The organism is Massilia atriviolacea (assembly GCF_003953935.1).
GTDB classification, from domain to species: Bacteria; Pseudomonadota; Gammaproteobacteria; order Burkholderiales; family Burkholderiaceae_D; genus Telluria_A; species Telluria_A atriviolacea.
Window position 1 is genome coordinate 71,602 of the sequence record NZ_RXLQ01000005.1, and the last position, 21,051, is coordinate 92,652.

Here is a 21,051-nt window from a genome sequence, read left to right on the forward strand (position 1 = left end):
ATGAACGCACCGACTCTCCGCCGCTGGGCCGTCCTCTGGATGTTCGCCGCCATCGTCACGCACCTGGCGGTCGGCATGCTGCTGCCGTGGTTCGCCGACGCCGCCCTGTTCAGCGGCTACCATCGCGGCATCGAAACCGCGTTCTGGGGCGCCAGCGTGCCGCCCCAGGCGCACGCGCAGCAGATCTGGTGGATCTCGCTGTTCGGCCCCACCGTACAAAGCGCGGCGCTGTGGATGGGCGCCCTGGCGTGGATCGGCGCGCGCCAGCGCAGCGCCTTCGCCTGGGGCGCGCTGATCGCGGGCATGCTGCTGTGGGCCCCGCAGGACATGCTGGTGTCGCTGCGCGCCGGCTGCTGGGACAATATCTGGATCGATACCTTCGCGCTGGTGACCATGCTGCCGCCGCTGGTGTACCTGTTCTGTGTCGACCGCGCGCATACGGTGCGCGCATGATTGCGTCCGAAGGCGAGTTATTCAAGAAGATCCTCGGACCGGCGTGGCGCGGCCTGCACCCCGACATCCAGGCGCGCTTCGACCGCAATCCCATGCCCGGCAAGCCTTTGCGCTACACGGGCCGGATGACGGAGCTGAGCTGCTCGAAAGCCGGCCGCGTGCTCGCCTACCTGACCATGCCGCTGATCCAGGGCGCGCTGATGCCGTTCAACGATGCCGATTTCCCGGTCGATATCGAGGTCTATTCGAAAGAGGGCAGCGCGGCCATTTTCAAGCAGCGCATCTATCGCCTCCATGGCCGCAAGCCGGTGCAGTTCACGTCCTACATGCTGGAAAGCGCGCGCGGCGAAGTGCTGGAATACGTCGGCATGGGCATGGGAATGAAGCTGGTGCTGGCGGTACGCGACGGTAACCTGCATTTCGAGAGTGACGGCTATTTTTGCCAGGTGCTGGGCGTGCGCATTCCCATGCCGGCCTGGCTCACCCCGGGCAAGACCTATCTGTGCCACCGCAATAACGACAGCGCGCAGTTCGATATCCGTATCGAGATCCGCCACGCGCTGTTCGGTACAACGTTCACGCAGGCGGGCGTGTTTCGCGAGGTGCGTGCATGAACACCCATTTGCTGGCGCTGCAGTTGATGGCTTTCCAGGGCTGCCTGGGCGCTTTCGACACCCTGTACCACCACGAACTGACCGAAGCGCTGCCGGGCCGCGCCAGCGCCAGGCTGGAACTGTCGATCCACGCCGTGCGCTCGCTGATTTACAGCGCCATGTTCGTCGGCCTGTCGTACTGGCGCTTCAACGGCCTGTGGGCAGTGGTGCTGCTGACCGTGTTCGCGCTCGAAATCGTGCTGACCTTGTGGGACTTCGTGGTCGAGGACCAGACCCGCCTGCTGCCGGCCACCGAGCGCGTCACGCACACGGTGCTGGCCCTGAACGGCGGCGCCTTTGTCGCCCTGCTGGCACTGAACGCCGGCGAGACCCTGGCGCTGCCCACCGCGCTGGTGTGGGAGCCGCACGGCGTCTTGAGCGCGTTCCTGTTCGTGTGCGGCGTCGGCGTCGGCTTGTCGGGCATCCGCGATGGACTGGCGGCGCGCGCGATCGCCCCCCAGGCGGCCCATGATCGCACACCCGCACTGCGTTTCGGCGAGACCGAATGCGCGGTGCTGGTCACCGGCGGCACGGGCTTCATCGGCCAGAAGCTGGTGCGCGCGCTGCTGGCCGACGGCCATCGCGTCACCCTGCTCACGCGCCAGCCGCGCGCGGCGGCCTGGCTGTTCGACGCCCGCGTGGAATGCATCTCCGATATGGGGGCCTTGCCGCCATCGCGCCGCATCGACGTGGTGGTCAACCTGGCCGGCGCGCGTATCTTGGGCTGGCGCTGGACCGAGGCGCGGCGCGCAGCCTTGCGCGCCAGCCGCATCGGCACCACGCGCAAGGTGGTGGCCTGGATCGCGGCGGCCCATCGCAAGCCGGCGCTGATGCTGTCGGCGTCCGCCATCGGCTATTACGGCATCCAGGCGCGCGGCGACGACACGCTGCTCACCGAACGCGCCGCGCCGCAGCCGATGTTCATGTCGGACCTGTGCCGCGAGTGGGAAAACGCCGCAGCAGAAGCAGCAGCGTGCGGCGTGCGCGTGGCGTGCATGCGTTTCGGCCTGGTGCTCGGCACCCAGGGTGCGCTGCCGATGATGCTGCTGCCGGTCAGGCTGGGCATGGGCGGCCCGCTCGGCGGCGGCTGGCAATGGCTGTCGTGGATCCACGTGGACGATGTCGTCGCCGGCATCGCCCACCTGTGGACCAGGGGCGAGGGCGGGGCCTACAACTTCACCGCGCCGCAGACGCTGTCGCAGGCGGACTTCAACAAGGTGGCGGCCAAGGTATTGAAGCGCCCTTACTGGCTGCCGACGCCCGGCTGGCCGATGCGCCTGGCGCTGGGCGAGCAGGCCGACCTGCTGCTCGAAGGCCAGCGCGTGGCGCCGGCCAGGCTGCAGGCCGGCGGTTTCGCCTTCCGCCATCCGACCCTGGCCGGAGCGCTGGCGAACCTGGCCTGATCGCTCAGTCGATCAGGGTCTTGACCACGACCTTGCCTTCGCCGACCGGGCTGTCCTGGCGCACCATCAGCTGGCTGCCCTTGGCGAACCAGAAGGTCGAGACATAGCCTGGGCGGTTGTAGTCGGTGGTGACAACCCAGCAATCGATCATGCCGCCCGGGCCGGGAATGCTGGCCGATCCGCTCACCTTGAACAGGTAGCGCGCCGGCCCTTGCTGGCCGCCCGGGTGGTAGAAGTTGATGCGCGCTTGGTAGCCTTCGGCCAGCGGCAAGGCTTGCAGCGTTTCGATATCGGTTTCGAAGTTGAAGGCCGGCTCGGGCGAGGCGACCAGCACGTCCTTGTTGATGCTGTCGGCGAGCTCTTTCATGCCGGTGATTTTGTCCGGCGCGAAGAGAAAGCCTTCGACCACGCGCTTGCCGTCCTTTTCGGTAATGCGCTCGTGGGTGCGCGGCCGCAATGAGCCGGCATCGAACCACGAGGTGACGCTCTTGAGCGACGCGGCCGATGCCGCCGTGTCGTAGCGCTGCACGATGCGCATGCGCTTCTGGCCATCCTCGGTGGAAAAGCGGATCTCGCGGGTGATGATGTCAAGCGGGATCCTGGCGTCGCCGTGGTGCAGGTAGCGCAGGTAGTGGTGCACGCCTTCTTCGAGCAGCGCCGCGCGCGGCAGGGCGGCGCCGACATCGACGCTGGTGACGGCGGCCTGGCTGGCAGGGGCGAGGGCGGCAGCGATGATCAGGACGAGCGGGGCCAGGCGGGGTGTGTGCATGTCGAACATCTCCGGTAGTTTAAAAACTCAACAGGTCTTTCAGTTCCTGGGCATTGCGGCGCGAGATTTCCAGCACTTTGCCGTCGCTCATGGTCACCTCGTAGCCCATCGAGACCGATTCTTCGATGGCGCGGATTTCCTGCAGGTTGATGATGCACTGGCGGTTGGCGCGGAAGAAGAACTTGACCGGCAGCCGCTCTTCGATGCTGTTCAGGGATTTCTTGACGTAGGCTTTCTCGGTGCCGAAGAAGATGCGCACATAGTTCTTGCAGCTTTCGATATACCGGATCGTCTCCAGGCTCACCAGGTGGCAGCGCTCGCCGTCCTTGACGAAAATCTTGCTGTTGATGTCGAGCGGCGCGCGCGCCACCGCTGCCGGCGCGGCGTCGGCGGCGGCCAGCTTGGCGATGGCGGTGGCCAGCCGTTCGTGGCTGACCGGTTTGAGCAGGTAGTCGACGGTGTTGTAGTCGAACGAGCGGATCGCGTATTCGGAGTAGGCCGTCGTGAACACGATGCGCGGCAGGTAGTCGAGCATGTCGAGCAGGTCGAAACCGCTGGCGCCGGGCATGTGGATGTCGAGGAACAGCACGTCCGGCCGCAGTTCGGCGATGACCGGCGCGGCCGTCGCGGGATGGTCGGCCTGGCCGATCACCTCGACTCCGTCGAACCGGCCGAGCATGCGCACCAGGCCCTCGCGCGCCAGGCGCGAGTCTTCGATCACCATCACCCTCATGCCGCGCGCTCCAGCGGCAGCGTGATGCCGACCCTGAAAACCGCGCCGGCGTGCGCGGCATTCCACGTGGCCGCGCCGCCGTACAGCAGGTGCAGGCGCTGTTCGATGTTGAGCAGGCCGATGCCGGTACATCCGGGCACCGCCGCCTGCGCATTGGGGATGTCGTTGCACACGTCCAGTTGCAGGCACTGGCCCTGCTGGCGGGCGTCCACGGTCAGCTTGCCGCCGCCCTGGAGCTGGTCGAGGCCATGCTTGACCGCGTTCTCCACCAGCATCTGCAGCACCATCGGCGGCATCAGGACGTCGTCCAGGCCGGGCGCGATGCGCAGCGCGAAGTCGAGCCGCTCTTCCAGCTGCGTCTTGACGATGGCGAGGTACTTGGTGATGATGTCCACCTCATGGCGCAGGCTGACCTTTTCGCGCCGGCTGCTTTCGAGCGAGTAGCGCAGGATCTCGGAGAACGAGGTGATCATGGCGTCGGCGCGCTGGGCGTCTTCATGGATCATGAAGCGGATGTTGTTCAGTGAGTTGAACAGGAAGTGCGGGTTGAGCTGGTTCGACAGGCTGCTCAACTGCGCTTCCTTCAGGTTGTTCTGCAATCGCAGGTTGAACAGTTCGGCGTTCTTGATGCGCCGGCTGCTGCTCACGCTGATGTAGATGAAGCCCCATACCGCCACGAACAGCTGGCTCTTGGGCGCTTCGTCCATGAACTTGCTCAGTATGAGTTCGGAAGGGATCACCGGGATCTTGAGCGCCTTGTATTTGGCGCTGATGGCTTTCAGGAACATCGGCGCCACCACTGCCGTGACGCAGGCGCCGATCGCCATGCCGGCCACCGCGCTGTACAGCACCACGATGGCAATCAGCCTGGCGATCGGCACGCTGTCGCCGCCGCGCCGCTTGTACAGCCAGCGCAAGACCAGGACCGCCAGCGTGTAGAACGGAATCCACGCCAGGCTGGTATAGACCTGCAGCCTGACCATGAAACCCCATACCACGGCGATGGTGATGCTGGCCATGAGGCCCACGGCGACGGCGCTGAAGTGATACAGCCAGAAGTCGCGGTCGCGCGGGAAGAAGTACAGTGGCATGCGGTCGGCTTGGTCGGTCGATGATCGGAGAGCGCATTCTAGCAAGACGGCGCCCCGGCGCTTACTGAACCGCTTGGCGCCGTTCGCGTTCGGCCGCGCGCGCCGATGCCAGTTCGGCTTCGAAGCGCATCGCCGACGCGGACTGCGCCTGGACCGGTCCGCCCAGGGCAAGGCGGAAGCCCTCGCCAAGGCTGCTCGGATTGTCGATACCGGCATGACCGCGCACCACCGTGCGGAAATCGCGCGACGAGTAGCTGCCGCCGCGGTGAATCTTCATGAGCCCCTCGCGCTTGTGGCAGTTGGTGGTCCATGCCGATCCATCGGCCGGTGCGCCTTCGTAGTTCAGGTGCTCGCAATCGGCCACGTACTCGCCCACGTTGCCGATCATGTCATACAGGCCGAAGGCGTTCGGCTCGTACATGCCGACCACCGTGGTGAAGGCGGCGCCGTCTTCGCAGGTGGCTGGTTTGCCGGTGCGGCCGATGATCGCGGCGATCGCCTTGCTGCCCGAGAAATCGCGGATGTTCGCATACCGGCACACCTGGCTGGCATCGGCGCCGAAGTAGTAGTCGGTCTTGCTGCCGGCGCGCGCGGCGTATTCCCATTCCGCTTCGGATGGCAGGCGGTATGGCTTGCCGGTTTGGGCTGACAGCCACGCGGCGTAGGCGCTGGCATCGTTCCATGTGACGCACATGACCGGATGGTAGTCGCCCGGCGCGTAGGCCGGGGTATTCCAGGCGCCGGGGCCCATATCGATGCCCCATTCGGTGCTGGCAAACTTCCAGCACTGTTTTTCGGTCTTGTGGCCGGTGGCGTCGACGAACTGGCGGAACTGGCCGACGGTGATTTCGTACTTCGCCATCTGGAAGCTGGCCACGCGCACGTCGTGCACCGGCTGGTCGGTCGGGTAATCCTTGCCGGCGCCCGGGACGGTGCCGCCCATCGCGAACGTACCGCCCTTGATGGCAGCCATCGGGGGTTCGGTCACGCTGCCGGCGGCGGCCGCCGCGCTGGTGCATACCATCAGGACCAGGGAGAACAGGAGGGTGCTTTGCATGTCGAGCCTTCATCGGGTAGGGTGGTCGGAATGAGGCGCATTGTGTGCGAAAGCGCCGCCGTTTTTGTAAAAAGGTGCCGACCGGCGCTATGCGGGGATGAACGGTCATGCGGGCCGGCAGACACGTCCCGTAACACTTCTTACCGGAGCATGCTGGTTGCAGGGAGCGATTCGGGGTGTAATGGCTACATGGACGACACGCAGCAGTCGCCCTGGTCCCCGGAAGGGCAGCATTCTTCAGGCGGGCCATCTCGCTGCAGGCAGTATCGACGACAGGAGTTCATATGCACAAGAAAGCCCTCATCATCGCCCTCATGGCTGTTTGCATGGGCAGCGGCAGCGCCGCTTTCGCGCAATCGCGCGATTATCGCGGCGAGCATGGCCAGCGCAGCGAGCACAATGAACGCCATGACCGTTACGAGCGCCATGACCGCCATGAGCGCCATGAGCGCCATGACCGCTACGACCGTCACGACAACCGCCATGGCGACCGTGACGACGGCCCGCGCGGCGGCTATCAGGGCCACGACGATCGTCCGGCGGCGCGCCATCACTTGCGCCGGGGCGCGTACCTGGATCACCGGTATCGCGGCAGCAGCTACGTGGTGAGCGACTGGCGCAGCCGACGCCTGAGCGCGCCGCCGCGCGGCTCGCATTGGGTGCAGGCCGACGGCGATTATGCGCTGGTCGCCATCGCCACGGGACTGATCACGCAGGTGTTGTTGAATCAATGAAGGTGAGCCCTGGCGTCGGTTGCCGCCAGCCTCACCCGCCCTGGCGCGACGCTTGCTGCGACTTCCAGTATTCCAGCGGCGAGCAGCCCACCAGCTTCGTGAAATCGCGCGTAAAATGGGCCTGGTCGAAAAAACCGAGCTGGCTTGCCAGCCCCGCCAGGTCGACCGGCCCGGGCCTGGCCAGGTGCCAGCTGGCTTCCTGCAGCCGGTAGCGCTGGATCACCCATTTCGGCGACACCCCTACATAATTGCTGAACAGCCTTTGCAGCGCGCGTTCTTCGATGCCCGTTTGCGCGCACAGGGCGGCTACGCTGGCCGGACCGTCGGCGGCCGCGGCGGCAGCCACCGCCTGTCCGGCGATCAGCGCGCGCGCATCCGGCGCGGGCAGCACGGCGAACAGCATCGCTTCGGCAGCGCCGACCATGCCGGCGTCGCCGGCGCTGTCGAGCACGCGCTGTTCGGCCTCGATGGCGGACACGCGCAGGACGCCGTCCAGCGCCATGGTGCGGTCGGCCAGGCGCGCGACGGGATGATCGATGAAGGGACGCAGTCCGCCCGGCTTGAAGCGCACGCCGAGCACGCGGCCCGCGCCGGCCACGCTGCGCTCGAAGGCGCCGCGCACCACGCCGTGGATGGCGCTCTGGCCACGGTCGAACACCAGGTGCGCGTTCGGATAGGGCAGCACGCGCTGGATTTCGGGCGCGCGCCCGCCCATGTCCCATTCGACGACCCAGAAATAGTCGACAAAGGTCGCCAGCGGCGCCGACGGCGGATAGGTGGCCAGGCGGATGCGGCGCGCCATGCCGAGCGGATCGACGATGCCTTTCGGCGTGGCCGCAGTGGTGTCGGGTTTATCCAAGATATTCGTGGTCCTTGCCCTTATTGTGGTGGTTCCCGCGAGCGACTGCGCGCATCGACGCGTCGCCGCCCAACTTCGACCGGAAAGATCGCCATGTCCATGCACCGTTTCAGCGCAGCCGCGCTTCCCCTGCTCGCCGCCCTGCCGCTCGCCGGCGCCCAGGCGGCGCCCCTCGTGCAGCACGCCAGCGGGCCGTTCGAGATCACGATCATACCCGCCGGCGCACCCGAAAAGGAAGGCCGCACCGCCACCGCCCGCATGGCACTCGAGAAGCGCTACACGGGCGCGCTGGCCGCCAGCGGCAAGGGCACCATGCTCACGGCGGTGAGCGACACCAAGGGCTCGGCCGCCTACGTCGCCATCGAACGGGTCAGCGGCACCCTGGCGGGCCGGAAGGGCAGCTTCGTGCTCCAGCATGCAGGCACCATGCGCGGCGGGACCAGCCAGGCGACGATCACGATCGTTCCCGATTCGGGCACGGAGGAGCTGAGCGGCATCAGCGGCACGCTGGCGCTGACCGCCGTCGACGGCAAGCACTTTTACGCGCTCGATTACACGCTGGGCCAGTAAGAGCCTGTCTCGGTAGATCGGGGCAAGCTGATGGTGATGCATGACAAGCGAGGGCAAGGCGGGAGGAGGCCGCATGGTGAGCCATGCAACGACGAACAACGCGGCGCTCGCTTGTCAGGCGCGCCAGCAGCGACTCCGGTCTACCGAGACAGGCGCCAAGTGCGCACGGCGTCGATAAACGCGCGCAGCGCCGGCGGCATCTGGCGGCGGCTGGGGTAGTAGAGAAAATACTGGGACGGCGCCTCCGCATAGTCCGCCAGCAGCAGCTGCAGCCGGCCGGCTGCCAGGTGCTCGGCGACATCGGCATGGTAGACGTAGGCCAGGCCGGCCCCGTCGAGGGCGGCGCGCACCATCAGCGCGTCGTCGTCGACCAGCAGTGCGCCGTTGACGGCGACCGAGAAGCTGCGCCCTTCGTGTGCGAACTCCCAGGCGTAGCGGCTGCCGCTGGGGAAGCGCCGGCCGATGCAGCTGTGCCGCTCCAGGTCGCGCGGCGTGGCCGGGGCGCCGTGCGCCGCCAGGTAGGCGGGAGCGGCGGCCACCACGAAGCGTTGCGGCGGTCCGAAGGGAAGCGCGATCATGTCGGCGGCCAGGCGTTCGCCGAAGCGCACGCCGGCGTCGAAACCGGCGCCGACGATGTCGAGCAGGCCGTCGTCGGTGACGATCTCCAGTTGCACGCGCGGGAAGGCGGCGGCGAAGCGGCCCAGCATGGGCGCGAGCACGAGGCGCGCGGCGGGGCGCGGCAGGTTGATGCGCAGGGCGCCCGCCGGCACGTCCTGCAGCTGGTCCAACTCGGCCAGGGCGTCGGCGATCTGGCCGATCGCGGGCGCCAGGCGCTCCAGCAGGCGGGCGCCGGCTTCGGTCGGCGTCACGCTGCGGGTGGTGCGATTGAGCAGGCGCACGCCGAGCCGCTCTTCCAGCGCGCGCAGGCTGTGGCTCAGCGCCGAAGCGGACACGCCGCGTTCGACGGCGGCCTTGCGAAAGCTGCGCAGGCGGGCCACGGCGGCGAAGGCGTCGAGTTCGTGCAGGTCGGTCATGGATTGATGAATTGTGCTCAGTAGTGCGTGCAGGATAAGCGATCTTATCCGAAGCAACAAGGCCGCGCATACTGGCCGCTCCATTGATACCACGAGGAGTTTGCTGTGATGAAAACGCGCACATTGGGATCGACCGGCTTGTCGGTCTCCGCCATCGGCGTGGGCTGCATGGGAATGAGCTTCGCCTACGGCGGCGCCGACGAGGCGGAGTCGATCCGCACCCTGCACCGCGCCGTCGACCTGGGCGTGACGATGTTCGATACGGCCGAAGTCTACGGCCCCTACGCCAACGAGCAATTGCTGGCGCGCGCCCTGCGCGGGGTGCGCGGCAGGGTGACCGTCGCCACCAAGTTCGGCTTTCGCATCGGCGCCCAGGGGCAGGGCATGGAGCGGGTGACGGGGGTGGACAGCCGCCCCGAACACGTGCGCACGGCGGTCGAAGGCTCGCTGGCCCGGCTGGGCGTGGAGACGATCGACCTGCTGTACCAGCACCGCGTCGATCCGGCGGTGCCGGTCGAGGAGGTGGTGGGGGCCATGGCGGACCTGGTCCGCGAGGGCAAGGTGCTGCATCTGGGCTTGTCGGAGGCGTCGGCCGGCACCTTGCGGCGCGCCTGCGCGGTGCATCCGATCGCCGCGCTGCAATCGGAGTATTCGCTGTGGAGCCGCGACGTGGAGGACGAGGTGCTGCCCGCCTGCCGCGCATTGGGCGTCGGCTTCGTGCCTTACAGTCCGCTGGGACGGGGCTTGCTGACCGGGCAGCTGGCATCGGCCGGGGCGCTGGCGGCGGACGATTTCCGGCGCGGCCTGCCGCGCTTCCAGGACGCGGCGCTGCGCGCCAACGCGCCGCTGGTGGCGCGGCTGGAACACCTGGCCGCCGCGCGCGGTGTCAGTGCGGCCCAGCTGGCGCTGGCCTGGCTGCTGGCGCAGGGCGAGCAGATCGTGCCGATTCCGGGTGTGCGCCGGGTCGCCAACCTGGAGCAGAACGTGGCCGCGGCGGAGCTGGTGCTGAGCGCTGCGGACGTGGCGGCGATCGGCGCTGCCGTACCGCGCGGCGCCGTGCGTGGCGCGCGCTACGACGAGCAGGGGATGGCCATGGTCGGGCTATGAGGCGCCCGCGCGCTTCAGGCGAAGGTGTCGAGCGTCGGCGGCGCCGGCGGCGTCGTGTCGTAGGCGCGTTGCAGCACCTGGCGGCGCGGGTCGGCGCCATCGTGCGTTTGCCCGCTTTGTTCGGCGGCCAGTTCGGCGCGCGCCTGCTGCTCCAGTTGCGCCGCCTGGGCGGCGACGGCGCGGTCGGCCCCGGACGGCTCGGCCGGCGCCAGCGCGGCAGCGGCCATGGCGCGCGCGCGGTTGATGGTCTCCTGCGGCGTGCTGCCGGCCGAGGTATCGATCCGGACCTCGCCGCCGACGGCGTAGTTGACGCCATTCGGCCCGCGCTGGTACGTGTAGCTGGCGCCGGAGAGCGCCAGTCCGCCGGCGGCGGCCAGGTGGGCCTGCTCGTGCTGGCGTACCTCGGCGTCGCGCGCCTTGAGTTTGTCGATCAGGGCCAGGTCTTGGGGTGTCATGCCGGCGCGCGCGGGCGCGGCTCGCTGCGCAAGGGCGGCAGGGGTGGCGCTGGCGGTGACAGTGACGCTGCTCATGGTTGGGCGCGTGTTCGGGAGTGCGGTTCGTCGATAAACGATGATAGCAAATTTATAGCATGTGCATGCATTCGAGCGCGCCGGCTTGCCCGCGATAGCGCCGTAAGGGCGTCAGGCCGGCCGCAGGTCGCGCAGGTACAGGGCGCCGTCGACCCAGCTGTTGTCGACCATGGCAAGGCGCGGCAGCTCGCGCGCGTGCACGAAGCCGCATTTGCGCAGCACCGCCGCCGAGCCCTGGTTGGCGTGCGTGATTTCGGCCCGCAGCTCCTTCAGCTGCCAGGTGGCGCGCGCGAGCTCGATCAGGTTTTTCAGCGCGAAGGTGGCCAGGCCCTTGCCGGTCTGGTCGTGCGCGATGCGGTAGCCCACTTCGGCCGAACCCTCGGCGCGGTCGATGTCCTTCAGGTTGGCGCGGCCGACGATGCGGCCTTCGGCGTCGAGCAGCACGCAGGGATGCCAGGCGCCGGCGGCATGCCTGTCCAGATAATCGGCGATATGCCGGGCCACGCCTTGCGCGCTGTAGAAGGCCCTGTCGCGCGCTTCCACATGGCGTTCGAACCAGGCGCGGTTGGCCAGTTCGAACGCCAGCAGGGCGTCGGCGTCGTCCTGCGCAAGGGTGCGCATGGTGTGGCTGGACGGCGCCGTCATGCGCACGCCTGCGGCGTGCTGGCGATGGTGGCCAGCACCGCGCGCACCTTGTCCGGCACGGGCACCGAGCGGTTGCTTGCGCGGTCGACGTAGACGTGCACAAAATGTCCGGCCGCCGCAGGCAGCGCTTCATCGTTGCGGTACAGCGCCAGCTCGTAGCGCACGCTGGAGTTGCCCAGCTTGGCCACCCGCACCCCCACATGCACCGTGTCGGGAAAGGCGATCGAGCGGAAGTACGAGCAGCCGGTGTCCACCACCAGCCCGACTACCGTGTCGGCGTGGATATCGAGCACGCCGCGCGCGATCAGGAACTGGTTCACGGCGGTGTCGAAGAAGCTGTAGTAGACCACGTTGTTGACGTGCTGGTAGGCGTCGTTGTCCATCCAGCGCGTGGGAATGGCCAGGAAGTGCGGGAACGCGGAGCGGGGCGAGTCGCGCATGTCAGTGCTTCACATCGCTGGCGGGCAGCAGCACTTCGACCGGCGTGTCGCCCACGAACAGCTGCGCGCAGTCGACCTTGTCGAAGGCGTAGTGCTTGCCGCAGAAGTCGCAGTTGATGGCCAGCTGGCCCAGTTCGTCGAGAGCGCCGTCGACTTCTTCGCGCCCCAGCATCTTGAGCATGTTGCCGACTTTTTCGCGCGTGCAGCTGCAATGGAATTGCGGATGGGCCGGGTCGAACACGCGGATCGTCTCTTCCCAGAACAGGCGGTTCATCAGGGTCTGGATGTCGGTCGAGAGCAGTTCTTCCTGCTTCAGGGTCGAAGCCAGCATGACGGCGCGGTTCCAGGTTTCCAGTTCGTCCGCTTCGCTGACCTGCTTGACCTGGTCGTCCTTGCCGCTGTGGCGCGGCAGCTTTTGCAGCAGCAGGCCGCGCGAGACGCTGTCGTCGGCGGCCAGCCACAGGCGCGTGTCGAGCTGCTCGGAACGCAGCATGTAGTTTTCGATGACGGTCGCCATGTCGTCGCCGTCGAGCGGCACGATGCCCTGGTAAGGCTGCTGGCCGGGCATCTTGTCGGCCGGGTCGAGCGTGATCACGAAGCGCGCCTTGCCGCCCGGGTTGAGCAGCTCGGTCAGGCTGGCGTCGTCGGCCACGCTCACGCCCTCGGCCACCTTGGCGGTGGCGCGCATGCGCAGCTCGGAATCGCATTCGACCACCAGCAGGCGCACCGGCCCGTCGCCGTGGATCTGCATGATGATGGCGCCGTTGAACTTGAGGTTGGCCGACAGCAGGGCCGCCGCCGCGACCATTTCGCCGAGCACCGTCTTGACGGCCGGCGGGTAGCTGTGGCGCTGCTGGATCTCGCGCCAGGTGCTGGAAATTTCGACGAATTCGCCGCGCACGGCGGCGTTGTCGAAGATGAATTTTTGCAGGGTGTCGTTGTTATTGTCTGTCGTCATTGTTTATCCAATCTTTTTCAGTTGCGTCTTGAACAGCTGGGCGCGCGCCGTGTAGCTGGCGGCGCTGCCTTCGAGACGCGCGATGTCTTCCTCGCCCAGGGTGCGCACGGCTTTGGCCGGCGTGCCGATGATGAGCGAGTAGTCCGGAAATTCTTTGCCTTCGGTCACCAGTGCGCCGGCGCCGACCAGGCAACCCTTGCCGATCCTGGCGCCATTGAGGATCACGGCCTGGATGCCGATCAGCGAACCGTCGCCCACCGTGCAGCCGTGCAGCATGGCCTGGTGGCCGATCGTCACCTTGCTGCCGATGGTGAGCGGAAAGCCCATGTCGGTGTGCATGACCGTGCCTTCCTGCACATTGCTGCCGGCGCCGATCGTGATGCGCTCGTTGTCGCCGCGCAGGGTGGCGCCGGACCAGACCGAGGTGCCGGCCTCCAGTGTGACTTTGCCGATCAGGCTGGCCGAATCGGCGACGTAGGCGGACTCGTGAATCTCGGGCGCGTGCTCGCCCAGTTGGTAGATGGCCATGTTGGTGTCGGGAAGCGTTGGAATGGCGCTATTTTACGCCGCCCCGGCAGTTTCGACGCGGCATGGCCATTTCCTCCGCATCGAGGGGAGGATGTTGGGCGTTTTCTTCTAATCACAAGGCCCGGCGGCGCAAAGGCGTTTGTTTCGCGTAGGATAGTTTTCTCTTCTGACACGATTATCTTGGAGGCATGATGCGATTGATCCCTGTTGCGCGCCTGGCAGCGGCGCTGGCCGTTTCCAGCGCCCTGGCGCTCCCGGCGGCCGGCGCGGCCGATTTCACGACCACCGCCGGCTACGCCGACGCCTGCGCGGAGGTGGCGCGCGGGGGCGTGCCCAAGGACGACGATGCGCGCATCGCCGCGGTCATCTGCCGCGATACGGCGCTGGTGAGCCAGGTCGTTACCTGGGCCACCGAGGGCGCGAAGCGGATGGAGAAGGAACGCATTCCGAAGGAGGCGATCATGATCGAAGTGAGGAAGGAAATCGACTACGTCATCGCCGAACTCGGCGCCACGCGCAAGCTGCTGGCCCAGATCAAGCTGGGCAAGCGCAAGTCATTGCGGCTGGCGCCGGCGCGCTGGGAACGCGACATCGACGGCGACGGCACCGTCAAGCTGTGGGAGAAGTATCTGTTCGCCCTGCCCAAGCGCGGGCAACAGGGCTTTCGCCTGACGGCGCCGAGCAACGAGCAGGCGTATTACGACAGCCAATACAATCTGGACGCCGTCATCCGGGTGGACCAGAGCGATATTTTATGGTCGCTCGCCTACCATCATTTTATCGAGGGCATGCTGACCAATCTGCGCGCCTTCGAGCTGACCGACAAATTCGATGGCCTGATCCTGGCGCGGCCGGACTTGCTGAAAACGGCGCACCGCTTGATCGGCAATGGCTTTGCGGTGTCGGGCAAGATGCGCCAGGAAGTGCTGGCCGAGACCGATGACGATGAGGAATGGATCGGCAATCCGAAGCAGGCCGCCAGTGTATTCCCGGTCCCGCTCGACGCCGCCGATTTCGCGACCTGGGGGATGATGATCAAGGAAATGTCGGCGCTGTGGCAGGGGCGGACCTTGTTGCCGGCCACGCAGGGCGGGCGCGGGATGCTGGCGCTGGTGGCGCCGTTTTGTCCCGAGGGGAGCGGCCTGAATGTGGCCCGCCTGTATCTGCATCCGCCGGCGGCCGGTACCGTGTACGCGTTCCGCCATACCAAGCTGCCGACCGACAGCTGCCAGCGCATCGACAAGGCGCACCCGCTGTCGCCCATTCCGCAGATGGCCGAGCAGGCCAGCAAGACCGACGCCGGGATGGGATTCCTGCGCTATTTGTACTGGACGAATTAAGCATGTCGAGTGGGGCTTGACCGCCACCGCGGTGGCGGTAAGATGTCTGCACGGGGATCAAACTCTGCATATCAGGCCGTGCAAGGAATGCCGTGCAAAAACAATCGCCTCCGGGAGCAGTGCGTGTCCCTTGGCCGAGTGCGTTTCCGAAGGTGTTCATTCACGCGGCCGAAACGGCTGTGAAGCAGCACGTCGCTTACATGGCGGCGAAAGCCGGGGATGCCGAGGCTGCAGTGCGTCTCGTCATGGATACCATAAGCGATGAAGCGATTCGACGGATGGTGGACATCGGCAGTATGTCGGCGCCCATTCTGATCAGCGTCCATGCGGAAGAACGCGCCGGCGTGAACGCCATTCCGGAGGTTTTTGCCGACATTTTGGGTCATATTGCAGGCTGGGAGGTCGAGAAAAATGTGGTGCAGGCGAACGTGGTTAACCATACCGGAGCAAGCGGCTTTGCCAGATTGGCCAAACAGGCATTTTTTGAAGGGGAGATCAGGCCCGCCGAGTACATCATTGTCGATGATTTCGTCGGGCAAGGCGGTACGATCGCGAACCTGCGTGGACACCTGTCTCGACAGGGCGGGCGCGTACTCTGTGCGGTGACGCTTACCGGTAAAGCGCACTCTGGCTTGATTTTTCAAGGCACTGAGCAGCTAAATGAACTGAGGAACAAACATGGTCAGCTCGAAGAATGGTGGAGAAACCGATTCGGTTTCGGATTTGAGTGCCTTACCGCTTCCGAAACCCGTTACCTTATCAACACGCCAACAAGCGAAAGAATCCGCGATTGCATCGAAACGGCTTTTGCAGAATCGTCAGTCGAACGTCGATAACTACGTAGCCAGGTTGCCTGCAGGTACGGTGGCGGGCAAGCCCAGAACGCTGACCCCAGAAGAAATTGCATCGTTGAGGGAAACAAAGCGGCAGGTTGCTGAGTATGTCATGCGTGCCTTAGCCAATCGAAACAGGTGACACTCGCAAGGGCGCCGATTTTGCACGGCATGCCGGTTTCGCGTCTCCCTTGCGTCGTGCTGGTCATCAGTTGCTGACGCTTGACCTGGATGCCCGCCCCGCTGGGCGGGTGGGGAAGGCGCCCGAGTTTGTCGTTGATGATGCACTTGCTCGCCTGCGGACAATCAGCGATTGAACGAGAAAAGGTTGGTGGAGCACTTGACCTCAAGCGCACTTGCGGTTTTATAGTGACCTCATTCCTTCAGCAATCACCTTTCCGGAGAGCCATCGATGCACACCAAGAACCAGGCCGGCCTGACCTTCATCAACCCTCCCGGGCTGTACGACCCGCAGCCGAACGGCTACACCCACGTGGTGAGCGCGCCCACCCCGGCGCGCATGGTGTACGTGGCCGGGCAGGGCGGCGAGAACGCGGCCGGCGACCTGGCGCCCGACTTCGCCGCCCAGGTCGCGCAGGCCATCGCCAACCTGCAAACCGCGCTGACCGCCGCCGACGCCAATCTGGACCATGTGGTCAAGGTCAGCGTGCTGATCGTCGACCACAGCATGGAACGTCTCGCCATCCTGGGCCAGGCCATGCGCGCCGCATGGGGCGAGCGTCCGGCCCCGGCCTGCACCCTGATTCCCGTAGCGCGCCTGGCGCTCGACGGCATGCTGTTCGAAATCGAAGCGACCGCCATCGCCCCCGTCATCCACCCGGACTGAGGCCGCCGGCAGCGGCCGCGAGAAACCGGGAAAGATTCTCCGGTATAATTCGAACGGTCGTTCTTTTTTATTGCCGAGTGTGCCATGAAACCATCCCGTTCCGAATTCCTGACCGTGCGCGGCTTGCGCACCCACGTGCGCCACTGGGGCAGGGAGGGCGCGCCCAAGCTGTTCATGGTGCATGGCTGGATGGACGTGTCGGCCTCGTTCCAGTTCGTGGTCGATTGCCTCGAGCAAGACTGGCACGTCATCTCGCCGGACTGGCGCGGTTTCGGCCTCACCGAACGCAGCCACTCGGATACCTACTGGTTTCCCGACTACGTGGCCGATCTCGACGCCTTGCTCGACCATTACGCGCCGGGCCAGGCGGTCAACCTGCTCGGCCACAGCATGGGCGGCAATGTGGTGGGTATTTACGCCGGCGCCAGGCCGGAGCGGGTGCGCCGCCTGATCAACCTGGAAGGCTTCGGCATGCCGGCGTCCGACCCGGCCAAGGCGCCGCGGCGCTATGCCAAGTGGCTCGACGAGATGCGCGAGCCGCCCTCGCTGCGCACCTATCCGAGCCAGGCGGCGGTGGCGGCGCGCCTGCAAAAGACCAATCCGCGCCTGAACGATGCGCGCGCGCAGTTCCTGGCGCAGCACTGGTCGGCGCAGAACGATGCCGGCGAGTGGGAAATCCTGGGCGACCCCAATCACAAGAAGCCGACCCCGCTCGGCTATCAGGTGCAGGAGGTGATGGCGTGCTGGTCGGCGATTAGCGCACCGGTGCTGTGGGTCGAAGCCGAGGACACCAATATGTGGCAGTGGATGGGGCCGCGCGAGGAAGCGCGCGCCGAAGTCGACCGCCGCCTGGGGCATCTGAAGACCGTCACCTCGCGCATGATGGCCGATGCGGGGCACATGCTGCATCACGACCAGCCGGAGCGGCTGGCGCGGATGGTGGAGGCCTTCCTGGCATAGGAAGAAACGGCCCAATCCGCCACGCTCCGCGCCATTTGCCCAGTCAGCGTACAATAAAGCCTGTCTCCACCCTGCCGCCGATCCGAGCCTTGCCTGCGTATGCTGAATGTAGATCTCCATTGTCACTCGACCGTGTCCGACGGTGTCCTGACGCCCGCCGCCGTGGCCGGCTATGCGCATAAAGCGGGGGTGAACGTGTGGGCCCTGACCGACCACGACGAAGTCGGCGGCGTGGGCGCCGCGCGCGAGGCGGCCGGCGCGCTGGGCATGCGCTTCGTGTCCGGTGTGGAAATTTCGATCACCTGGGCCAACCAGACCATCCACATCGTCGGCCTGCAGATCGACGAGAACGATCCCGGCCTGGTGCAGGGCCTGGCCGCCACCCGCAGCGGGCGCGATGCGCGCGGGCGCGAGATGGCCGACCAGCTGGCCCGCGCCGGCATTCCCGGCGCCTACGAGGGCGCGCTCAAGTTCGTCGACAATCCCGACCTGATGTCGCGCACCCATTTCGCCCGCTTCCTGGTCGAATCGGGGGTCTGCGCCAATATCCCGGAAGTGTTCCGCAAATATCTGGTGGAAGGCAAACCGGGCTACGTGCCGCACCGCTGGGCCACCCTGGCGCAGGCGGTCGGCTGGATCCAGGGCGCCGGCGGCATTGCCGTGATCGCCCATCCGGGCCGCTACAAGCTGGGCATGGTCGGGCAGGGTGCGCTGTTCGATGAATTCAAGCAGCTCGGCGGCACGGCGATCGAAGTGGTGACCGGCAGCCATACGCCGGACCAGTATCCGCTGTATGCGGAAGAAGCGCGGCGTTACGGCTTCCTGGCTTCGCGCGGGACCGATTTTCATGCGCCGGGCGAGTCGCGCGTCGACTTCGCGGCGCTGCCGCCGCTGCCGTCGAGCGTCAAGCCGGTCTGGCACGACTGGTTCTGAAGGGCCGGCATCGATCGGCTTGATCGGCTTGATCGGCTTAAGCGGTTCTGAAACAGCGCCGGCCCGGCCATGCCAGGGCCGGCGCGGCTCTTGTATTTGTCGCGCTCCAGCCTTATCTTGTTCTCATCTCCACCAATGCCGAAGCCGGGAGGCTTGCCATGAAGCGCGTTTTACTGTTCCTTGCCACTAACCTTGCCGTGATCCTGGTCCTGACCGTCGTGCTGAACGTGTTCGGCATCGGGCGCGGCGTCAGTGCGTCCGGCATCAACATCGGCCAGCTGCTGGTGTTTTCGGCGGTGGTCGGCTTTACGGGTTCCATCATTTCCTTGCTGATGAGTAAAACCATGGCCAAGTGGTCGACCGGCGCGCGCGTGATCGAGCATCCCTCCGGCGCCGGCGAAGTGTGGCTGGTCGAGACCGTGCGCAAGCTGGCCGAACGGGCCGGCATCGGCATGCCCGACGTGGCCGTCTACGATGGCGAGCCGAACGCGTTCGCCACCGGCGCCTTCAAGAATTCCGCCCTGGTGGCCGTGTCCACCGGCCTGCTGGAAAACATGGACCGCGACGAAGTCGAAGCCGTGCTGGGCCACGAGATCGCCCACGTCGCCAACGGCGACATGGTCACCCTGACCCTGATCCAGGGGGTGGTCAATACCTTCGTGGTGTTCCTCGCGCGCGTGGTCGGCTTCGTGGTCGACAAGGTGGTGCTGCGCAATAACGACCGCGGCCCCGGCATCGCTTACATGGCCACCGTCTTCGTCTGCGAACTGGTGTTCGGCCTGGTGGCCTCGATCATCGTGGCCTGGTTCTCGCGCCAGCGCGAATTCCGCGCCGACGCCGGCTCCGCCAGGCTGCTGGGCAGCCCGCGCCCGATGCAGCAGGCCCTGGCCCGCCTGGGCGGACTGGCGCCGGGCGCCTTGCCGGCGCAAATGTCGGCCTTCGGCATCGCCGGCAGCGGCAAGGGCTGGGGCGCGCTGTTTTCGACCCACCCGCCGATGGAAGAACGCATCGCCGCCCTCAACAACCTGCCTCCCGCATGAGCCAATTTTTCGCCATCCATCCCGACAATCCGCAGGCGCGCCTGATCAAGCAGGCCGCCCAGATCATCCACGCCGGCGGCATTGTCGCCTTGCCGACCGACTCGTGCTACGCGCTGGTCTGCCACCTCGACGACAAGGCGGCGGTTGACAAGCTGCGCCGCATCCGCGGCATCGACGAGAAGCACCACCTGACCCTGCTGTGCCGCGACCTGTCCGAAATCGCGGTGTATGCGCGCGTCGACAACCGCCAGTTCCGCCTGCTCAAGGCCGCCACCCCGGGGCCGTTCACGGTGATCCTGGAAGCGACCCGGGTGGTGCCGCGCCGCCTGTCGCACCCGTCGCGCAAGACCATCGGCCTGCGCGTGCCCGAGAACGCCATCGCCCAGGCCCTGCTGGAAGAACTGGGCCAGCCGCTGCTGGGCACCACCCTGATCCTGCCCGACCCGGACGGCGAGGGCGACCAACTGCTGACCGACGCCGACACCATCCGCGAGCGCATCGACAAGCAGGTCGAGCTGATCATCGACGGCGGCGCCTGCTCGCTGGAGCCGACCACCGTGATCGACCTCAGCGGCGACGACGTGGTGCTGGTGCGCCAGGGCCGCGGCGACGCCGCCGCGTTCGGGCTCTGACGCTTTGCCGCGCCGCCGCCCGCGACCGCGCCGGCGCCCTGCCGGCATCGTGCGATGACGAGCCCTCACGAGACCCTGCTGGCGCTGATCGTGTTCGCGGTGCCGGTGCTGTTCGCCATTTCGCTGCATGAAGTCGGGCATGGCTACGTCGCCCGGTATTTCGGCGATCCCACCGCCGCCAACGAAGGCCGGCTGAGCATCAATCCCCTGCGCCACATCGATCCCTTCGGCACCGTGCTGTTGCCGCTGGTGCTGTACTGGCTGATCCAGCTGCCCTTCGGCTACGCCAGGCCGGTGCCGGTCGACTTCGAGCGCCTGCGCAATCCCAAGAAGCAGATGGCCTTCGTGGCGCTGGCCGGCCCGGCCGCCAATTTCGCCATGGGGGTCGGCTGGAGCGTCATCGGCATCGTGCTGGTGTTCGCCGGTGTCGGCGAGCGCTTCTTTTACGACATGGTGCGCGCCGGCGTGACGGTCAACGCCGTGATGATGGTGTTTAACCTGCTGCCGATCCCGCCGCTCGACGGCAGCCACGTGCTGGCCAGCGTGCTGCCCGGGCGCGTGCTGCGCATGCTGCCGTCGGTGCCGCCGGACGGCGGGCGCACATTGGCCTCGCTGTTGCCGGCCGGCCTGCTGGCGGCCTTGCCGAAACGCGCGCTGCGCCTGGCGAACGATGTCGCAGTGATCGACGTGCTGATCTTCGGCGCCTTCATCCTGCTGATGCGCCTGCATGTGCTCGACAGCTTCCTGTTCAAGGCCATGACGGTCGCCAGCGCCGCCTTTGCCAAGGTGGCCTCGCCGGTCGCCGTCCTGCTTGCCGTGCTGCGCGGCTGAATGGATGTCGCCGGACCGCGTAAAATGGGCCACCGTGATGGCTGGCCGGGCCTGGCTACTCTTTGATAAAG

General features: G+C 66.6%; 25 protein-coding genes. 14 read left to right on the forward strand and 11 right to left on the reverse strand.

Annotated elements, in window-relative coordinates; genetic code table 11:
• Genes EJB06_RS32485 through EJB06_RS10810 form a run of 3 tightly spaced genes read left to right on the forward strand, consistent with a single transcriptional unit; the run spans position 1 to position 2,509 of the window.
• Positions 1-453: a cell division protein gene (locus EJB06_RS32485; protein WP_229427019.1), complete on the forward strand. Its 453-nt coding sequence runs from the start codon at positions 1-3 to the stop codon at positions 451-453.
• Positions 450-1,067 (forward strand): DUF4166 domain-containing protein, encoded by a 618-nt coding sequence (locus tag EJB06_RS10805; protein ID WP_126074039.1) that lies wholly within the window; start codon positions 450-452, stop codon positions 1,065-1,067. The genes EJB06_RS32485 and EJB06_RS10805 overlap by 4 nt, the downstream gene beginning before the upstream one ends.
• Positions 1,064-2,509 carry a TIGR01777 family oxidoreductase gene (locus EJB06_RS10810; RefSeq protein ID WP_126074040.1) on the forward strand — a complete coding sequence of 482 codons (1,446 nt, stop codon included), beginning with the start codon at positions 1,064-1,066 and terminating at the stop codon, positions 2,507-2,509. The genes EJB06_RS10805 and EJB06_RS10810 overlap by 4 nt, the downstream gene beginning before the upstream one ends.
• 4 nt (positions 2,510-2,513) lie before the next feature.
• On the opposite strand, the gene EJB06_RS10815 is transcribed toward EJB06_RS10810, so the two are convergent.
• The 4 genes from EJB06_RS10815 to EJB06_RS10830 all read right to left on the reverse strand — a co-directional run bounded on the left by EJB06_RS10815 (position 2,514) and on the right by EJB06_RS10830 (position 6,159).
• On the reverse strand, positions 2,514-3,278 hold the full coding sequence (locus EJB06_RS10815) for a DUF3108 domain-containing protein (protein WP_126074041.1): 765 nt from the start codon (positions 3,276-3,278) through the stop codon (positions 2,514-2,516).
• Positions 3,279-3,297: 19 nt separating this feature from the next.
• Positions 3,298-4,011, reverse strand: coding sequence for a LytR/AlgR family response regulator transcription factor (locus EJB06_RS10820; protein WP_126074042.1), 714 nt, complete (start codon positions 4,009-4,011; stop codon positions 3,298-3,300).
• Positions 4,008-5,102, reverse strand: a complete 1,095-nt coding sequence (locus tag EJB06_RS10825; protein WP_126074043.1) for a sensor histidine kinase — start codon at positions 5,100-5,102, stop codon at positions 4,008-4,010. Before EJB06_RS10825 ends, EJB06_RS10820 begins: the two co-directional genes overlap by 4 nt.
• Positions 5,103-5,163: 61 nt before the next feature.
• The gene (locus tag EJB06_RS10830; RefSeq protein ID WP_126074044.1) at positions 5,164-6,159 is read right to left on the reverse strand and encodes a formylglycine-generating enzyme family protein; all 996 of its coding nucleotides are present in this window, start codon (positions 6,157-6,159) and stop codon (positions 5,164-5,166) included.
• Between the two features lie 284 nt (positions 6,160-6,443).
• Here EJB06_RS10830 and EJB06_RS10835 point away from each other — a divergent pair, with 284 nt between their 5' ends.
• Complete coding sequence (locus tag EJB06_RS10835; RefSeq protein ID WP_126074045.1) at positions 6,444-6,893, forward strand: RcnB family protein; 450 nt, start codon at positions 6,444-6,446, stop codon at positions 6,891-6,893.
• Positions 6,894-6,924: 31 nt separating this feature from the next.
• On the opposite strand, the gene EJB06_RS10840 is transcribed toward EJB06_RS10835, so the two are convergent.
• A complete protein-coding gene (locus EJB06_RS10840) occupies positions 6,925-7,752 on the reverse strand; it encodes a helix-turn-helix domain-containing protein (protein WP_229427020.1) in 828 nt (275 codons plus the stop codon).
• A 93-nt stretch (positions 7,753-7,845) separates the two neighbouring features.
• Here EJB06_RS10840 and EJB06_RS10845 point away from each other — a divergent pair, with 93 nt between their 5' ends.
• Positions 7,846-8,322 carry a DUF3224 domain-containing protein gene (locus tag EJB06_RS10845; RefSeq protein WP_229427021.1) on the forward strand — a complete coding sequence of 159 codons (477 nt, stop codon included), beginning with the start codon at positions 7,846-7,848 and terminating at the stop codon, positions 8,320-8,322.
• Between the two features lie 140 nt (positions 8,323-8,462).
• Here the strand turns inward: EJB06_RS10845 and EJB06_RS10850 are convergent, their stop codons facing one another.
• Positions 8,463-9,356: a LysR family transcriptional regulator gene (locus EJB06_RS10850; RefSeq protein ID WP_126074046.1), complete on the reverse strand. Its 894-nt coding sequence runs from the start codon at positions 9,354-9,356 to the stop codon at positions 8,463-8,465.
• 108 nt (positions 9,357-9,464) lie between these two features.
• On the opposite strand from EJB06_RS10850, the gene EJB06_RS10855 reads away from it, so the two are divergent.
• Positions 9,465-10,463, forward strand: coding sequence for an aldo/keto reductase (locus tag EJB06_RS10855; protein ID WP_126074047.1), 999 nt, complete (start codon positions 9,465-9,467; stop codon positions 10,461-10,463).
• Between the two features lie 14 nt (positions 10,464-10,477).
• Here the strand turns inward: EJB06_RS10855 and EJB06_RS10860 are convergent, their stop codons facing one another.
• The 5 genes from EJB06_RS10860 to EJB06_RS10880 form a co-directional block, all read right to left on the reverse strand.
• Complete coding sequence (locus EJB06_RS10860) at positions 10,478-10,993, reverse strand: putative metalloprotease CJM1_0395 family protein (protein ID WP_126074048.1); 516 nt, start codon at positions 10,991-10,993, stop codon at positions 10,478-10,480.
• 111 nt (positions 10,994-11,104) lie between these two features.
• A complete protein-coding gene (locus tag EJB06_RS10865; RefSeq protein ID WP_229427022.1) occupies positions 11,105-11,638 on the reverse strand; it encodes a GNAT family N-acetyltransferase in 534 nt (177 codons plus the stop codon).
• Positions 11,635-12,078 (reverse strand): acyl-CoA thioesterase, encoded by a 444-nt coding sequence (locus tag EJB06_RS10870; RefSeq protein ID WP_198420809.1) that lies wholly within the window; start codon positions 12,076-12,078, stop codon positions 11,635-11,637. Before EJB06_RS10870 ends, EJB06_RS10865 begins: the two co-directional genes overlap by 4 nt.
• A gap of 1 nt (position 12,079) precedes the next feature.
• The gene (gene hslO / locus EJB06_RS10875; RefSeq protein ID WP_126074049.1) at positions 12,080-13,036 is read right to left on the reverse strand and encodes an Hsp33 family molecular chaperone HslO; all 957 of its coding nucleotides are present in this window, start codon (positions 13,034-13,036) and stop codon (positions 12,080-12,082) included.
• A gap of 3 nt (positions 13,037-13,039) precedes the next feature.
• Entirely contained in the window at positions 13,040-13,564 is a 525-nt protein-coding gene (locus EJB06_RS10880) for a gamma carbonic anhydrase family protein (protein ID WP_126074050.1), read from the reverse strand.
• Between the two features lie 188 nt (positions 13,565-13,752).
• On the opposite strand from EJB06_RS10880, the gene EJB06_RS10885 reads away from it, so the two are divergent.
• From EJB06_RS10885 to EJB06_RS10920, 8 genes are all read left to right on the forward strand, one after another.
• Complete coding sequence (locus EJB06_RS10885; protein ID WP_164557888.1) at positions 13,753-14,904, forward strand: hypothetical protein; 1,152 nt, start codon at positions 13,753-13,755, stop codon at positions 14,902-14,904.
• A gap of 92 nt (positions 14,905-14,996) precedes the next feature.
• Positions 14,997-15,740: a phosphoribosyltransferase gene (locus EJB06_RS10890; RefSeq protein ID WP_229427023.1), complete on the forward strand. Its 744-nt coding sequence runs from the start codon at positions 14,997-14,999 to the stop codon at positions 15,738-15,740.
• A 409-nt stretch (positions 15,741-16,149) separates the two neighbouring features.
• Positions 16,150-16,584 (forward strand): RidA family protein, encoded by a 435-nt coding sequence (locus EJB06_RS10895; RefSeq protein WP_126074052.1) that lies wholly within the window; start codon positions 16,150-16,152, stop codon positions 16,582-16,584.
• Positions 16,585-16,668: 84 nt separating this feature from the next.
• Entirely contained in the window at positions 16,669-17,544 is an 876-nt protein-coding gene (locus EJB06_RS10900; protein ID WP_126074053.1) for an alpha/beta fold hydrolase, read from the forward strand.
• A gap of 99 nt (positions 17,545-17,643) precedes the next feature.
• A complete protein-coding gene (locus tag EJB06_RS10905) occupies positions 17,644-18,477 on the forward strand; it encodes a 3',5'-nucleoside bisphosphate phosphatase (protein ID WP_126074054.1) in 834 nt (277 codons plus the stop codon).
• A 158-nt stretch (positions 18,478-18,635) separates the two neighbouring features.
• Positions 18,636-19,517, forward strand: a complete 882-nt coding sequence (gene htpX / locus EJB06_RS10910) for a protease HtpX (protein WP_126074055.1) — start codon at positions 18,636-18,638, stop codon at positions 19,515-19,517.
• Positions 19,514-20,149, forward strand: coding sequence for an L-threonylcarbamoyladenylate synthase (locus EJB06_RS10915; RefSeq protein ID WP_126074056.1), 636 nt, complete (start codon positions 19,514-19,516; stop codon positions 20,147-20,149). The genes htpX and EJB06_RS10915 overlap by 4 nt, the downstream gene beginning before the upstream one ends.
• A gap of 54 nt (positions 20,150-20,203) precedes the next feature.
• Entirely contained in the window at positions 20,204-20,980 is a 777-nt protein-coding gene (locus tag EJB06_RS10920) for a site-2 protease family protein (RefSeq protein WP_198420810.1), read from the forward strand.
• The last annotated feature ends 71 nt before the right edge of the window (positions 20,981-21,051 follow it).

Coding starts and splice junctions, on each gene's coding strand:
- EJB06_RS32485 (WP_229427019.1), top strand. CDS start 1: ATGAACGCACCGACTCTCCGCCGCTGGGCCGTCCTCTGGATGTTCGCC.
- EJB06_RS10805 (WP_126074039.1), top strand. CDS start 450: ATGATTGCGTCCGAAGGCGAGTTATTCAAGAAGATCCTCGGACCGGCG.
- EJB06_RS10810 (WP_126074040.1), top strand. CDS start 1,064: ATGAACACCCATTTGCTGGCGCTGCAGTTGATGGCTTTCCAGGGCTGC.
- EJB06_RS10815 (WP_126074041.1), bottom strand. CDS start 3,278: ATGCACACACCCCGCCTGGCCCCGCTCGTCCTGATCATCGCTGCCGCC.
- EJB06_RS10820 (WP_126074042.1), bottom strand. CDS start 4,011: ATGAGGGTGATGGTGATCGAAGACTCGCGCCTGGCGCGCGAGGGCCTG.
- EJB06_RS10825 (WP_126074043.1), bottom strand. CDS start 5,102: ATGCCACTGTACTTCTTCCCGCGCGACCGCGACTTCTGGCTGTATCAC.
- EJB06_RS10830 (WP_126074044.1), bottom strand. CDS start 6,159: ATGCAAAGCACCCTCCTGTTCTCCCTGGTCCTGATGGTATGCACCAGC.
- EJB06_RS10835 (WP_126074045.1), top strand. CDS start 6,444: ATGCACAAGAAAGCCCTCATCATCGCCCTCATGGCTGTTTGCATGGGC.
- EJB06_RS10845 (WP_229427021.1), top strand. CDS start 7,846: ATGTCCATGCACCGTTTCAGCGCAGCCGCGCTTCCCCTGCTCGCCGCC.
- EJB06_RS10850 (WP_126074046.1), bottom strand. CDS start 9,356: ATGACCGACCTGCACGAACTCGACGCCTTCGCCGCCGTGGCCCGCCTG.
- EJB06_RS10855 (WP_126074047.1), top strand. CDS start 9,465: ATGAAAACGCGCACATTGGGATCGACCGGCTTGTCGGTCTCCGCCATC.
- EJB06_RS10860 (WP_126074048.1), bottom strand. CDS start 10,993: ATGAGCAGCGTCACTGTCACCGCCAGCGCCACCCCTGCCGCCCTTGCG.
- EJB06_RS10865 (WP_229427022.1), bottom strand. CDS start 11,638: ATGACGGCGCCGTCCAGCCACACCATGCGCACCCTTGCGCAGGACGAC.
- EJB06_RS10870 (WP_198420809.1), bottom strand. CDS start 12,078: ATGCGCGACTCGCCCCGCTCCGCGTTCCCGCACTTCCTGGCCATTCCC.
- hslO (WP_126074049.1), bottom strand. CDS start 13,036: ATGACGACAGACAATAACAACGACACCCTGCAAAAATTCATCTTCGAC.
- EJB06_RS10880 (WP_126074050.1), bottom strand. CDS start 13,564: ATGGCCATCTACCAACTGGGCGAGCACGCGCCCGAGATTCACGAGTCC.
- EJB06_RS10885 (WP_164557888.1), top strand. CDS start 13,753: ATGATGCGATTGATCCCTGTTGCGCGCCTGGCAGCGGCGCTGGCCGTT.
- EJB06_RS10895 (WP_126074052.1), top strand. CDS start 16,150: ATGCACACCAAGAACCAGGCCGGCCTGACCTTCATCAACCCTCCCGGG.
- EJB06_RS10900 (WP_126074053.1), top strand. CDS start 16,669: ATGAAACCATCCCGTTCCGAATTCCTGACCGTGCGCGGCTTGCGCACC.
- EJB06_RS10905 (WP_126074054.1), top strand. CDS start 17,644: ATGCTGAATGTAGATCTCCATTGTCACTCGACCGTGTCCGACGGTGTC.
- htpX (WP_126074055.1), top strand. CDS start 18,636: ATGAAGCGCGTTTTACTGTTCCTTGCCACTAACCTTGCCGTGATCCTG.
- EJB06_RS10915 (WP_126074056.1), top strand. CDS start 19,514: ATGAGCCAATTTTTCGCCATCCATCCCGACAATCCGCAGGCGCGCCTG.
- EJB06_RS10920 (WP_198420810.1), top strand. CDS start 20,204: ATGACGAGCCCTCACGAGACCCTGCTGGCGCTGATCGTGTTCGCGGTG.